14 protein-coding genes are annotated in these 13,585 nt (G+C 59.9%); 10 read left to right on the top strand and 4 right to left on the bottom strand.

Going from position 1 to position 13,585, the window contains the following annotated elements; translation table 11 throughout:
* Positions 1–118: 118 nt before the first annotated feature.
* The 6 genes from tkt (at position 119) to fba (ending at position 6,525) form a co-directional block, all read left to right on the top strand.
* Positions 119–2,116 carry a transketolase gene (gene tkt / locus B1722_RS17180; RefSeq protein ID WP_041063434.1) on the top strand — a complete coding sequence of 666 codons (1,998 nt, stop codon included), beginning with the start codon at positions 119–121 and terminating at the stop codon, positions 2,114–2,116.
* Between the two features lie 180 nt (positions 2,117–2,296).
* On the top strand, positions 2,297–3,355 hold the full coding sequence (epd, locus tag B1722_RS17175; RefSeq protein ID WP_041063431.1) for an erythrose-4-phosphate dehydrogenase: 1,059 nt from the start codon (positions 2,297–2,299) through the stop codon (positions 3,353–3,355).
* 26 nt (positions 3,356–3,381) lie between these two features.
* Entirely contained in the window at positions 3,382–4,545 is a 1,164-nt protein-coding gene (locus B1722_RS17170; protein ID WP_041063429.1) for a phosphoglycerate kinase, read from the top strand.
* A 34-nt stretch (positions 4,546–4,579) separates the two neighbouring features.
* Complete coding sequence (locus B1722_RS17165) at positions 4,580–4,801, top strand: hypothetical protein (RefSeq protein ID WP_007961876.1); 222 nt, start codon at positions 4,580–4,582, stop codon at positions 4,799–4,801.
* Positions 4,802–4,858: 57 nt separating this feature from the next.
* Positions 4,859–5,191: an MliC family protein gene (locus B1722_RS17160; RefSeq protein ID WP_086793611.1), complete on the top strand. Its 333-nt coding sequence runs from the start codon at positions 4,859–4,861 to the stop codon at positions 5,189–5,191.
* 269 nt (positions 5,192–5,460) lie between these two features.
* The gene (gene fba, locus B1722_RS17155; RefSeq protein ID WP_041063423.1) at positions 5,461–6,525 is read left to right on the top strand and encodes a class II fructose-bisphosphate aldolase; all 1,065 of its coding nucleotides are present in this window, start codon (positions 5,461–5,463) and stop codon (positions 6,523–6,525) included.
* Between the two features lie 62 nt (positions 6,526–6,587).
* On the opposite strand, the gene B1722_RS17150 is transcribed toward fba, so the two are convergent.
* From B1722_RS17150 to B1722_RS17135, 3 genes are all read right to left on the bottom strand, one after another.
* Positions 6,588–6,839, bottom strand: a complete 252-nt coding sequence (locus B1722_RS17150) for a helix-turn-helix domain-containing protein (protein ID WP_041063421.1) — start codon at positions 6,837–6,839, stop codon at positions 6,588–6,590.
* 219 nt (positions 6,840–7,058) lie between these two features.
* Entirely contained in the window at positions 7,059–7,421 is a 363-nt protein-coding gene (locus B1722_RS17145; protein WP_041063419.1) for a DUF6124 family protein, read from the bottom strand.
* Between the two features lie 487 nt (positions 7,422–7,908).
* Positions 7,909–8,577 carry a polysaccharide lyase family 7 protein gene (locus B1722_RS17135; protein ID WP_086793609.1) on the bottom strand — a complete coding sequence of 223 codons (669 nt, stop codon included), beginning with the start codon at positions 8,575–8,577 and terminating at the stop codon, positions 7,909–7,911.
* A gap of 334 nt (positions 8,578–8,911) precedes the next feature.
* On the opposite strand from B1722_RS17135, the gene B1722_RS17130 reads away from it, so the two are divergent.
* From B1722_RS17130 to B1722_RS17120, 3 genes are all read left to right on the top strand, one after another.
* On the top strand, positions 8,912–11,035 hold the full coding sequence (locus tag B1722_RS17130) for a bifunctional diguanylate cyclase/phosphodiesterase (protein ID WP_041063414.1): 2,124 nt from the start codon (positions 8,912–8,914) through the stop codon (positions 11,033–11,035).
* A gap of 43 nt (positions 11,036–11,078) precedes the next feature.
* Positions 11,079–11,570 (top strand): M48 family metallopeptidase, encoded by a 492-nt coding sequence (locus tag B1722_RS17125; RefSeq protein ID WP_003229006.1) that lies wholly within the window; start codon positions 11,079–11,081, stop codon positions 11,568–11,570.
* Between the two features lie 71 nt (positions 11,571–11,641).
* Entirely contained in the window at positions 11,642–11,938 is a 297-nt protein-coding gene (locus tag B1722_RS17120; protein WP_007913779.1) for a helix-turn-helix domain-containing protein, read from the top strand.
* 123 nt (positions 11,939–12,061) lie between these two features.
* Here B1722_RS17120 and B1722_RS17115 read toward each other — a convergent pair whose 3' ends face one another.
* Positions 12,062–12,514 (bottom strand): GNAT family N-acetyltransferase, encoded by a 453-nt coding sequence (locus B1722_RS17115; RefSeq protein ID WP_041063410.1) that lies wholly within the window; start codon positions 12,512–12,514, stop codon positions 12,062–12,064.
* 257 nt (positions 12,515–12,771) lie between these two features.
* Between B1722_RS17115 and B1722_RS17110 the strand changes: the two genes are divergently transcribed.
* Positions 12,772–13,509 carry an ABC transporter substrate-binding protein gene (locus tag B1722_RS17110; RefSeq protein ID WP_047297090.1) on the top strand — a complete coding sequence of 246 codons (738 nt, stop codon included), beginning with the start codon at positions 12,772–12,774 and terminating at the stop codon, positions 13,507–13,509.
* Positions 13,510–13,585 lie beyond the last annotated feature (76 nt).

Here is a 13,585-nt window from a genome sequence, read left to right as displayed (position 1 = left end):
CGTCCAGCACGGGAAAAACGCCTTCGGATGACTATCTGTCATTGCCCCGAGGCGCTCCGGTGAGGGAAAATGCCCTCCTTTTTTCCGTTCCAATCTATTCACACCCAGGAGATCAGCGATGCCTAGCCGTCGTGAGCGTGCCAACGCCATTCGTGCCCTCAGCATGGATGCCGTGCAAAAAGCCAACAGCGGCCATCCCGGTGCCCCTATGGGTATGGCAGATATCGCCGAAGTACTTTGGCGCGACTACCTCAAGCACAACCCGAGCAACCCGTCGTTCGCCGACCGTGACCGCTTCGTGCTGTCCAACGGCCACGGCTCGATGTTGATCTACTCGCTGCTGCACCTGACCGGTTACGACCTGTCGATTGATGACCTCAAGCAGTTCCGTCAACTGCACAGCCGCACCCCGGGTCACCCGGAATTCGGCTACACCCCGGGCGTCGAAACCACCACCGGCCCGCTGGGTCAGGGTCTGGCCAACGCCGTCGGTTTCGCCCTGGCGGAAAAAGTACTGGGTGCGCAGTTCAACCGTCCTGGCCACAACATCGTTGATCACCACACCTACGTGTTCCTCGGTGATGGCTGCATGATGGAAGGCATTTCCCACGAAGTCGCTTCCCTGGCCGGTACGCTGGGCCTGGGCAAGCTGATCGCCTTCTACGATGACAACGGCATCTCCATCGACGGTGAAGTCGAAGGCTGGTTCACCGATGACACCCCGAAGCGTTTCGAATCCTACAACTGGCAGGTGATCCGCAACGTCGACGGTCACGATCCGGAAGAGATCAAGACTGCCATCGAAACCGCGCGCAAGAGCCCGCTGCCGACCCTGATCTGCTGCAAGACCACCATCGGTTTCGGTTCGCCGAACAAGCAGGGCAAGGAAGACTGCCACGGCGCCCCACTGGGTGACGCGGAAATCGCTCTGACCCGTCAGGCGCTGAACTGGAACCACGGCCCGTTCGAAATCCCTGCAGACATTTATGCCGAGTGGGATGCCAAGGAAAAAGGTCGCGCTGCCGAAGCCGAGTGGGATCAGCGTTTCGCTGCCTACTCCGCGGCGTTCCCGACCGAAGCCAACGAGCTGATCCGTCGTCTGAGCGGCGAACTGCCGGCCGACTTCGCGGAAAAAGCCTCGGCCTACATCGCTGAAGTGGCGGCCAAAGGCGAAACCATCGCTAGCCGTAAAGCCAGCCAGAACACCCTGAACGCGTTCGGCCCGCTGCTGCCGGAACTGCTCGGCGGTTCGGCTGACCTGGCCGGTTCCAACCTGACCCTGTGGAAAGGTTGCAAAGGCGTCAGCGCTGAAGACGCCAGCGGCAACTACATGTACTACGGCGTGCGCGAATTCGGCATGACCGCGATCATGAACGGCGTGTCCCTGCACGGTGGCCTGGTGCCTTACGGCGCGACCTTCCTGATGTTCATGGAATACGCGCGCAACGCGGTGCGCATGTCGGCGCTGATGAAGAAGCGTGTGATCCACGTCTACACCCACGACTCCATCGGTCTGGGCGAAGACGGCCCGACGCACCAGCCGATCGAGCAACTGACCAGCCTGCGCAGCACACCGAACCTCGACACCTGGCGTCCAGCCGATGCCGTTGAATCGGCGGTGGCCTGGAAAAACGCGCTGGAGCGCAAGGACGGTCCATCGGCGCTGATCTTCTCGCGTCAGAACCTGCAGCACCAGGAACGCGATGCCGGCCAGATCGCCGACATCAGCCGCGGTGGCTACGTGTTGAAGGACTGCGCAGGCGAGCCTGAGCTGATCCTGATCGCCACCGGTTCGGAAGTCGGTCTGGCCGTTCAGGCCTACGACAAGCTGACCGGGCAAGGCCGCAAGGTGCGCGTGGTGTCCATGCCCTGCACCAGCGTGTTCGATGCGCAGGACGCCGGCTACAAGCAATCGGTTCTGCCGCTGCAGGTCAGCGCACGTATCGCAATCGAAGCGGCTCACGCCGACTTCTGGTTCAAGTACGTGGGTCTGGAAGGTCGCGTGATCGGCATGACCACCTACGGCGAATCGGCGCCGGCTTCGGCACTGTTCGAAGAATTCGGTTTCACCCTGGACAACATCCTGGGTCAGGCTGAAGAGTTGCTGGAAGACTGAGCCGCAACGCGGTGATCGAGCGGTCACCGCAATTCCCTGTGGGAGCTGGCTTGCCAGCGATAGCGTCCTGTCAGTCAGCGTTTATGTTGAAGCGGATGGCCCTATCGCTGGCAAGCCAGCTCCCACACGGGATGTGTCGCAAATAAGCATTGTGTCTGCCCGCGTACTATCGAGAACCCCATGCCTCAACCGCGTCCCTACAAAGTTGCACTCAACGGCTACGGCCGGATTGGTCGTTGCGTCTTGCGTGCGTTGTTCGAGCGTGGCGAGAAGGCCGGGTTTGAAATTGTCGCGATCAATGATCTGGCGGACATGGCCAGCATCGAATACCTGACACGCTTCGACTCCACCCACGGCCGCTTTCCCGGCGAAGTGCGAGTAGAAGGCGATTGTCTGCATATTAATGGCGACTGCGTGAAGGTCCTGCGCAGCGCCACCCCCGAAGGCATCGACTGGGCGGCGCTGGGCGTCGACTTGGTGCTCGAATGCTCCGGCGCCTACCACACCCGTGAAGACGGCCAGCGTTTCCTCGACGCCGGCGCGCCCCGCGTGCTGTTCTCGCAACCGATGGCCAGCGAGGCGGATGTCGACGCCACCATCGTCTACGGTGTCAATCAGGATTGCCTGACCGGCGATGAACTGCTGGTGTCCAACGCCTCCTGCACCACCAACTGCGGTGTGCCGCTGTTGCGTCTGCTGGACAAGGCGATCGGCCTGGATTACGTGTCGATCACCACGATTCACTCGGCGATGAACGATCAGCCGGTGATCGACGCCTATCACCACGAAGACCTGCGCCGCACCCGTTCGGCGTTCCAGTCGGTGATCCCGGTGTCCACTGGTCTGGCGCGTGGCATCGAGCGCCTGCTGCCGGAACTTGCCGGGCGAATTCAGGCCAAAGCCGTACGCGTGCCGACGGTCAACGTGTCTTGCCTCGACATCACGATGCAGACCGCCACCGCGACCGATGCGGGCGAGGTCAACCGGATCCTGCGTGAAGCCGCCACCAGCGGCCCGCTCAAGGGACTGCTGGCCTACACCGAGTTGCCGCACGCCAGCTGTGATTTCAACCATGACCCACATTCGGCCATCGTCGATGCCAGTCAGACCCGTGTTTCCGGCCCTAAGCTGGTGAACATCCTGGCCTGGTTCGACAACGAATGGGGTTTTGCCAACCGAATGCTGGACGTTGCAGACCACTATCTGCAAACAGCGATTTCAAAAAAACCTGCTCTCTAAGAACAGCTACTCAGGAAGTGCGACCCATGACCGTGTTGAAGATGTCCGACCTCGATCTGCAAGGTAAGCGCGTATTGATCCGCGAAGACCTCAACGTCCCAGTCAAGGACGGTGTTGTCACCAGCGATGCGCGTATCCTGGCTTCGCTGCCGACCATCAAGCTGGCCCTGGAAAAAGGCGCGGCGGTGATGGTGTGTTCGCACCTGGGCCGTCCGACCGAAGGCGAGTTCTCCGCCGAGAACAGCCTCAAGCCAGTCGCTGACTACCTGAGCAAGGCTCTGGGCCGCGAAGTGCCGCTGGTGGCCGATTACCTGGGTGGCGTTGACGTCAAGGCCGGCGACATCGTGCTGTTCGAAAACGTGCGCTTCAACAAGGGCGAGAAAAAGAACGCCGACGACCTGGCCCAGCAATACGCCGCCCTGTGCGACGTGTTCGTGATGGACGCCTTCGGCACAGCGCACCGCGCTGAAGGTTCGACGCATGGTGTTGCCAAGTTCGCTAAAGTCGCGGCTGCTGGCCCGCTGCTGGCCGCTGAGCTGGATGCACTGGGCAAGGCGCTGGGCGCACCGGCCAAGCCAATGGCTGCGATCGTTGCCGGCTCTAAGGTGTCGACCAAACTCGACGTCCTCAACAGTCTGAGCCAGATCTGCGATCAACTGATCGTCGGTGGCGGCATCGCCAACACTTTCCTGGCTGCCGCCGGTCACCCGGTCGGCAAGTCGCTGTATGAGCCGGACCTGCTGGACACCGCACGCACCATCGCTGCCAAGGTCAGCGTGCCGCTGCCGGTGGACGTGGTGGTTGCCAAAGAATTCGCCGAAAGCGCCGAAGCCACCGTCAAGCTGATCGCTGACGTTGCCGCTGACGACATGATTCTGGACATCGGCCCGCAAACCGCGGCCAACTTCGCCGAACTGCTGAAATCGTCGAAAACCATTCTGTGGAACGGCCCGGTCGGCGTGTTTGAATTCGACCAGTTCGGCAACGGCACCAAGGTGTTGGCCCAGGCCATCGCTGACAGCGCCGCGTTCTCCATTGCCGGCGGTGGCGACACCCTGGCGGCCATCGATAAATATGGCGTGGCCGAGCAAATCTCCTACATTTCCACCGGTGGCGGCGCGTTCCTCGAATTCGTCGAAGGCAAGGTGCTGCCGGCCGTTGAAGTCCTGGAAAGCCGGGCCAAGGCCTGAGGCCGCCCGTTTGGCCAGGCAAAGGAGTGTTCAGATGGTCAAGTCGTTAGCGCTGTTGTTGCTGACCGGTACGCTGGCGGCCTGCGGGAGTAACCCGAAGGCCGAGGCGACACCTGCGCCGGATGCGGCACAGAAAGGCTGCTACCAGGCCGACTGGCAGGCCGAAACCAACCCGGTGCTGAACAAGCGCTCGGGGCCGGACGGTCTGGACAAATACGAGACGCAAACCCCGGCCAAGGAACATGGTTGTCCTTGACCGGTCTGACTCTTTAACGCAGGGCTGGCGGCGTTGGCTGTCAGTCGAGGAACACGGATGAAAGGCTTGATCGCCATTGCGGCGTTGGCATTGTTGGGCGGTTGCGCGCAGATGAACCTGTTTCCGTCGTCCGCACCTGCGGACAACTGGACCACCTGGACCTGCGACAGTCAGGCCAAAGTGCTGTGGCGCTACGCCGATGCCGGCCAGAAAGAAGTCGATGTTCGACTGGGCGGCGGTGATCAGGTCTATCGCCTGAAAGAAGAGCCGGGCGCCTCGGGCGTGCTGTACAGCGACGGCATGCTGGCATTTCATGTCAAGGGTGACGAAGGCCTGGTGTACTGGGTCGCCACCAATGACCTGATTGGCCGCGGCTGCAAGGCGCAGTAACTGACACACCACAGATCTAATGTGGAAGCGGATCCCAATGTGGGAGCGAGCTTGCTCGCGAAAACACTGGTTCAGCTTGCAGTTGTGTTGAATGTTGAAATGCATTCGCGAGCAAGCTCGCTCCCACAGAGTTCTGCGTAGTTCTCAGAATTTGCTTTATCGAATCACCAGACCGGGCCTCAACCCCCGATCTGCAATCACTTGAATAGCCGCCGCCGCTCCGGCAGGCTGGCACGATTAACGACCCTCAACCGGGAGAGACACACACAATGGCACTTATCAGCATGCGCCAGATGCTGGACCACGCAGCCGAGTTCGGCTACGGCGTTCCAGCCTTCAACGTCAACAACCTTGAGCAGATGCGCGCCATCATGGAAGCCGCTGACAAGACTGACTCCCCGGTGATCGTCCAGGCTTCGGCCGGCGCTCGCAAATACGCCGGCGCGCCGTTCCTGCGTCACCTGATCCTGGCCGCGATCGAAGAATTCCCGCACATCCCGGTGTGCATGCACCAGGACCACGGCACCAGCCCTGACGTCTGCCAGCGCTCGATTCAACTGGGCTTCAGCTCGGTGATGATGGACGGCTCCCTCGGCGAAGACGGCAAGACCCCGACCGACTACGACTACAACGTCCGTGTGACCCAACAAACCGTCGCCATGGCTCACGCCTGCGGCGTTTCGGTTGAAGGCGAGCTGGGCTGCCTGGGTTCGCTGGAAACCGGCATGGCCGGTGAAGAAGACGGCATCGGCGCTGAAGGCGTTCTGGATCACAGCCAGATGCTGACCGACCCGGAAGAAGCCGCTGACTTCGTCAAGAAGACTCAGGTCGACGCCCTGGCCATCGCCATCGGCACCAGCCACGGCGCCTACAAGTTCACCAAGCCACCTACCGGTGACGTGCTGGCGATCGACCGCATCAAGGAAATCCACAAGCGCATCCCGAACACCCACCTGGTGATGCACGGTTCCTCGTCCGTGCCACAAGAGTGGTTGGCGATCATCAACCAGTACGGCGGTGACATCAAAGAAACCTACGGCGTACCGGTTGAAGAAATCGTCGAAGGCATCAAGTACGGCGTGCGCAAGGTCAACATCGACACCGACCTGCGCCTGGCATCCACCGGTGCCATGCGTCGTCTGATGGCCACCAACCCGAGCGAATTCGATCCACGTAAATTCTTCGGCGCAACCGTGACGGCGATGCGTGATGTGTGCATCGCTCGTTATGAAGCGTTCGGTACTGCCGGTAATGCTTCGAAGATCAAGCCGATCTCGCTGGAAGCGATGTTCCAGCGTTATCTGAAGGGTGAGTTGAACGCTAAGGTGAACTAAGCCTGGGTGTTGAGCTGCTTTTATGAAAAACCCGCCGAGAGGCGGGTTTTTTGTGGGCGTAGTTAAACAAATATTTCCGCTAGCTCTTCAAGCGTAGGCATCACTGCCGGAACGACGGTGAACTCACAATCCAGAGCGGCAATAACACGTGCATAAGCGTTCATGCCCACGGAGAGGGTGCCTTTCTCTATAGCGATGACTTTGTATGGCGTAACTCTCGCGAGGTCGGCGAGTTGCGCTTGCGTTAGTCCGCGCTCCCTACGCTTTATGCGTAATTGGGTGGCGAGGCGGCTCATTAATAGAACGTGATCCATCTACTGTCTCTGTAACTTTCAAAGTTAAATGGCGTAAACGCTGCATTTGATCGTTATGAGTCCGCTCGGCGCGCGTCCGCGTCTACTCGATCCCCAGGCTTTGTTTCAAGCTGCTTGCGCCGCCTTCTGCAGAGTGGCACTTCACAAGGCACAGCTAGGTGAATGGCACCTGTAATGGAAGTTTGGAAGATTTTTCGACGAAAAGTCCGTTATCAGGGACTACTCCTTCAGTTCAACGTGATCCAGTGCCTGATTTACCGCCAATTCACCGAGCATGACCACCTGTGCGATACCCAGCGCAGTCTTGCGGTGGGAGGTATCGAGTGTTGCGGCGAAGTTGTTGAGCATTTCGCTGGCTGAACCCAGGGTTTCGCTGGCGTTGGCCAGCAGAGATTCGGTGTTGTACTTCGGGTTGGCGAGGTACATGGACTCGGGTTCGCAGGTGCTGGTCATGATGTGTGCGGCCGGGTTGAGGTAGTGGTCGAGGGCGCGCTCGGCGGCGTCGTGGAGCTTTCTTGAGTCGAGGGATTCGTAGGGGGAGGCCAGGTCGGTGGCTGGCGGGTGAGGCGTTGATTTGGTCATGTCTCGTCTCCGGTAAATGGAGCCGGCACCGGATCGCTACTAAACGAAGGGGTGGCAGCTGAACGCAGGTTAGTAGACCGGGGAGACGCGACCGGCGCACCCGAAGGCGCCCTGCGTACAGCTACCATCAAGCGCGGATGAATGTCCGACTGAATGGTGCCAATGCGCATCGCGTAACCTCGGGCTACTAAACCCGATCACTGGAAATCAGTGACGCGAATCAAGTTACCGATGGCCCTCCAGGCGCACAAGCCGGCGGATTCTGGCGTAGCTGTAGGTATCCACGCAAGTTGTTGTAGGCATCGGGAAGTAACCGCCGAGCGATTTAAACAACACCGTTTAAAGGATGTCCGACTGGCAATAAATAACACTGTGGCGAGGGAGCTTGCTCCCGCTGGACTGCGCAGCAGGCCTCGCTTTTTTAGGGCCGCTGCGCGCCCCAGCGGGAGCAAGCTCCCTCGCCACAGGGATTTGTGCCAATGAAGCCTTATTTGTCGTGGTCGATGTCGAGTTTGCTGAAGGTGACCTGGCCGCCTTCGCTGGTATAGCCGGTGTTGTCCTGCACATATACCCCGGCCTTGAAGTACAACGGCTTGTTGCGCCAGGTCGCGCTGATCTGTGAATCCCACTGGTAACCCGCCGCGCTCACGCCGAGTGCGCCGCCGGGGCTGAGGTGGATCAGGTAGTTGAATTCGCGATCCAGCTTGATCCCGGTGGCGAGGGTGATGACGCGGCTTTCCTTGTCGTCGGGGTGCATGCGCACTTTGATCACCAGGTTGCCGTTCTGGGTTTTTTCCTTGTAATGGTATTCGAGCTTGACCATCGGGCGCTGGCTTTCATACGCGTGGATCTGGCCGATGACGATCTTGCCGGAGCTGGGCACCTTGTTCACCGCGAGGGTTGCGCGCAGGGTGTTGTCGGCGTCCGGGTAGTACCAGTTGCGCAGGGTGCCGTTGCTGAAGGTTTCGCGCAGTTCGGTGCGCGGGTAGATGGCGTTTTCGGTTTTTGACCCGGTAACCGGTGACCAGAAAAACAGCGTGCCGGTGTCGGAATGGAAGTATTGATCCTTGAAGCCATTCACCAGTTTGGAGGTTTCGACGGTGTACGGCGGACTGCCGACGGGAACGCTGAGGTTCCAGGTTGCGAGATCGATCATGTCGGTTCTTCCACTCAATTTTCCTGTACGCGAGTGCCAGAAGCTCTAGCCCGCGCTTTTTCGGGCGGTAGTTATAAGCGTAGAGGTGTTTTTTGTTAACGCCCGTTTGGCAGATGATTGGCGTCAACATCCTGTCGAAATGCCATCTGTGCCGGTTTTCGGGGGCTGCAGGGGTGACCGTTAGTCGGTAAATTACAGCTTTGGCTAAATGATGGCGGCGTGGCAGCTTCTGCTTTCACAGATCCGGGACTAGAGTGATGGCTCAGTAACTGTACGGTTTTCACAAAAAACCGGCCGATAGTCCGACAAGAGATGTCCCGACAAGAGAAGCAGCATGGAATGCGCGCAACCCCAGCCAGGTGAAGGCAGCTCTGTCCTTTTGATCGTTGATGACTACCCTGAAAACCTGATCAGCATGCGCGCGTTGCTGCAGCGTCAGGATTGGCACGTCATGACCGCCGCCTCCGGTTTCGAGGCGCTCAATCTGCTGCTCGAACACGACGTCGATCTGGTGCTGCTGGACGTGCAGATGCCGGGCATGGACGGCTTCGAAGTCGCGCGGCTGATGCGCGGCAGCCAGCGCACGCGTCTCACGCCGATCATTTTCCTTACCGCCAACGAGCAATCACAGGACGCCGTGATCAAGGGTTACGCCAGTGGCGCGGTGGATTACCTGTTCAAGCCGTTCGATCCGCAGATCCTCAAGCCGAAAGTCCAGGCATTGCTCGAACACCAGCGCAACCGCCGCGCCTTGCAGCGTCTGAGTCATGATCTGGAACTCGCGCGGGCCTTCAATGCCTCGGTGCTGGACAACGCGGCGGAAGGCATTCTGGTGCTCGGCGAGGACGGCCTGATCCGCTTCGCCAACCCAGCGATTTCGCGATTGCTGAATGCGCCGGTGAAAGAGCTGGAGGGCAAGGAATTTCTCGATTTTCTGCAGAAACCGCATATCCCGCTATGGGCCGGTTCCGAGTTGCTGGCCGGCTATAAACGCGGTGAGACCTTGCGTCTGCACGATGCGTTGTTGCGCACGGCACCGGGGCAGCAGGTGCCGGTGGCGTTGTCCTGTGCGCCGTTGCCCGCCGAGCAGCGGGCGATGGTGGTGACGGTGCTGGACATGTCGGTGGTACGTCACCTGCATCAGCAGCTGGAATTTCAAGCGGTCACCGATCCGCTGACCGGTCTGCTCAATCGCCGGGGCTTTTATCAGACGGTGGAAAACCTGCTGCTGCGCGGTGAACGCAGCGACAGCAGTTGGGTGCTGCTGTATCTGGATCTGGATGGCTTCAAACGGGTCAACGATTCCCTTGGCCACGATGCCGGCGACCGGGTGCTGCGCTGGGTCTCCGAGCAGTTGAAAGCCTGTCTGCGACCGTTCGACATTCTCGCGCGCATGGGCGGTGACGAGTTCACCGCGTTGCTCGATCTGGAGTTTCCCGAGCAGGCAGCAAAAATTGCCGAGAAGCTCATCGAACGGGTGTCGATCTGTCAGCAGATCGAAGGACTGGACATCGCTCTCGGCGCGAGTATCGGTATTGCCACTTACCCGGACTGCGGCGCGAACCTCGACGGTTTGCTGCGCGCCTCCGACATCGCCATGTATGAAGCCAAGCGCGCCGGGCGTCAGCAATATCGTTTTTATGATCACGAAATGAACGGCCGCGCCCGCTCGCGACTGATGCTCGAAGAGAGCGTGCGCAACGCCATCGAGAATCGTGATTTCAATCTGGTGTATCAGCCGCAAGTGGCGATCGACAGCGGGCAGATCCGCGGTTTCGAGGCGTTGCTGCGCTGGCAGCACCCGAGCGTCGGCGATGTGCCGCCGGGGTTGTTCCTGCCATTGCTGGAGGAAGCACGGCTGATCAGTCGGCTCGGCAGCTGGATCTATCACCGTGGCGCCGGTCAGCGCAAAGCCTGGGAAACCCTGTTCGCCGAGGATCTGGTGCTCGGCGTGAGTTTGAGCAACACCCAGTTCGGCCTGCCGAACCTGGTCACCGAATTGCGTCAGGTGCTGGAGCGGCATTCGCTGCAGCCGCGGCAACTGGAGGTGGAAGTCACCGAAGACGCGCTGATGCACAACCCCGACGAGACCCGCAAACAGTTGCGCCTGCTGCGTAATCTCGGGGTGCGGGTGGCGCTGGATGACTTTGGTTCGGGCCCGTGTTCGCTGGCGTATCTGCGTGACCTGGAGCTGGATACGCTCAAGCTGGATCGACACCTGATTGCGCGGCTGCCGGACTCGACGCGCGACGCGGCGCTGGTCAGCAACGTGATCAATCTGTGCAAACAGTACGGTTTGCTGGTGATCGCCGAAGGCGTGGAAACCGTTGAACAGTATCAATGGCTGCAGGCGCATGGCTGCGAATACGTGCAGGGTTTCCTGGTGGCGCGTCCGCTGACCTCCGAGGACGCCGTCAGCTTTGCCAAACCCTTTGACTGGAGCGCGCTGCCGGTTTGAATTCGCTACACTGGCGCTCTTTTCGAACCGTGCTGCCGTGTCCATGACTGCGTTGAAATACCTCCAGGCCTATCCCGCGCAACTGCAGGATCAGGTGCGCCAACTGATCGCCGAACAGCGTCTGGGTGACTACCTGAGCCAACGCTATCCCGGACGTCACGATGTGCAGAGCGACAAGGCGCTGTACAGCTACGCGCTGGACCTGAAGCAGGAATACCTGCGTAACGCGCCGGCCATCGACAAAGTGCTGTTCGACAACCGCCTCGACCTGACGCATCGCGCGCTGGGCCTGCACACCACGGTCTCAAGGGTGCAGGGCGGCAAGCTCAAAGCCAAGAAAGAGATTCGCATCGCCTCGTTGTTCAAGGAGGCGGCGCCGGAGTTCCTGAAGATGATCGTCGTGCATGAACTGGCGCACTTCAAGGAATCGGACCACAACAAGGCTTTCTACAAATTGTGCGAACACATGCTGCCGGGGTATCACCAGGTCGAGTTCGACTTGAGGGTGTACCTGACGTGGCGGGATTTGCAATGAAGATCAAAAGATCGCATTCCAACTGTAGGAGCTGCCGCAGGCTGCGATCTTTTAACGTTGGGAGTGTTTAGATGGACGTAAGCAAGACCAAAAGCAGCTTTTACCGGCGCCTGTACGTGGCCTACCTGATCGACAGCGGCCTGGCCCCGAGCGTCCCGACGCTGACCGAAGTGACCGGCATGCCCCGGCGCACGGCGCAGGACACGATCGCCGCGCTGGCGGATCTGGATATCGTCTGTGAGTTCGAGCAGGAAGAGGGCGCGCGCAACCATGCCGGGCGCTATCGGATTCGCGAGTGGGGGGCGATTGATCGCGGGTGGATCGAGCGCAATCTGCGGCAGATCAAAGCTGTGCTGGAGTATCCCTGAGTTTTGCAGTGTTTGAGCTGACGCAATCGCTGGCAAGCCAGCTCCCACAAGGGTCTCCAGTCAACACGGTTGTTGTGAGCAACGGATGAACCTGTGGGAGCTGGCTTGCCAGCGATGAGGGCCTCAGGGACGACGCATGCCTATGTGCGGAATGTCATCCTCCAGATACTCCTCACCCACCACCACAAACCCGTACCTGCCGTAATACCCCTGCAAATGCGCCTGCGCCGACAGGTAGATCGGCACCTGCGGCCAATGCTTCTCGGCCTGTTTCAGCGCCTGCTCCATCATCTCGTGCCCCAGCCCCTTGCCGCGGCCCTGTGGCGCAATGATCACGCGGCCGATCACCACGTCACCGCCCTGGGATTCTGGATCGAGCAGGCGCAGATAGGCCATCAACTGATCGTCTTCCCAGCCCATCAAATGGTGGGTATCGCCGTCCAGATCCTGGCCGTCGAGGTCTGGGTAGGCGCATTGCTGTTCGACCACAAATACGTCCGAGCGCAGTTTCAGCAGTGCGTATAACTGCTCTTTGCCCAGATCGCTGTGATGCTTGCAGATCCACTCGATTGTCATTTTCAGACTCCTTGAACTCCGTCGCCCGATACTAAGTGCACAGGCGCTGAATGTCTGTATGGCGGAAGAGTCTGTGACAAAGGTCAAAATGCCATCATTCCTTTCTCGCGGTGGCGGCCGCTTTGTGTAATCTGCTGGAAAGCGCTGTGCACTGGCTTCAATGAGCTACTGTTAGGGCCTGGGTTTCGCCGGTACGGGGCCTTGGGGTTTTGACTGGAAAACACGCCGGGCCAACCGCCCGCTAAGGATTTTCAAGCATGCCGCGACTGCATCGAGCCTTTGCCTTGATCGGACTGCTCTTGCTGGCCCAACCCGCCGCTGCGGACAAGCTGCGACTGGTGTTTGATATCTGGCCACCCTTTACCGACGACACCCTGGTCAACGGTGGCCTGGCCACCGACATCGTCAGCACCGCGCTGGCGCGGGCCGGTTATGCCAGCGACTATGAGCAGGTGCCGTGGGCGCGGGCGTTGTTGGGGGTGGGCGAGGGCCGGTACGACGTGCTGGTCAACGCCTGGTACAACGACGAGCGCACCCGGATCGGCCAGTTCTCTGGCGAATACCTGCTCAACCGCATCCGCTTTCTCAAGCGCAAGGACACGCCGCTCGAATACAACAGCCTGGAGCAACTGCACACCTATCCGGTGGCGGTGGTGCGCGGTTATGCCTACTCGCAGGCGTTCGATGCCGACACGGCGTTGCAGAAAGTCCCGGTGCACAACTTTGCAATGGCGGTGCGCATGCTGGCGGCGGATCGGGTCAAGCTGACGCTGGAAGATGAGTATGTCGCACGCTATTACCTGGCGCGCGAATCACCCAAGGTACGCAACGCCGTGGAGTTCCTGCCCAAGCCGTTGAGCGAGAACAGCCTGCATATTCTGGTGAGCCTGAAGAACCCCGAGCATGAGCAGATTGTGGCCGGGTTCGACAAGGCGATTGCGGCGATGAAGGCAGATGGCAGTTATGACAAGTTGCTGAGGCAGCATGGGATGTGAGCATCTGATCCGAAGTTGTGTTGTTGCTGATGCCCTCATCGCTGGCAAGCCAGCTCCCACAGGTATTGCGGTGTAC

Source organism: Pseudomonas sp. SCPG-7 (assembly GCF_002156405.1).
Taxonomy (GTDB): domain Bacteria; phylum Pseudomonadota; class Gammaproteobacteria; order Pseudomonadales; family Pseudomonadaceae; genus Aquipseudomonas; species Aquipseudomonas parakoreensis.
This window is presented reverse-complemented; position numbering and strand designations above follow the sequence as displayed.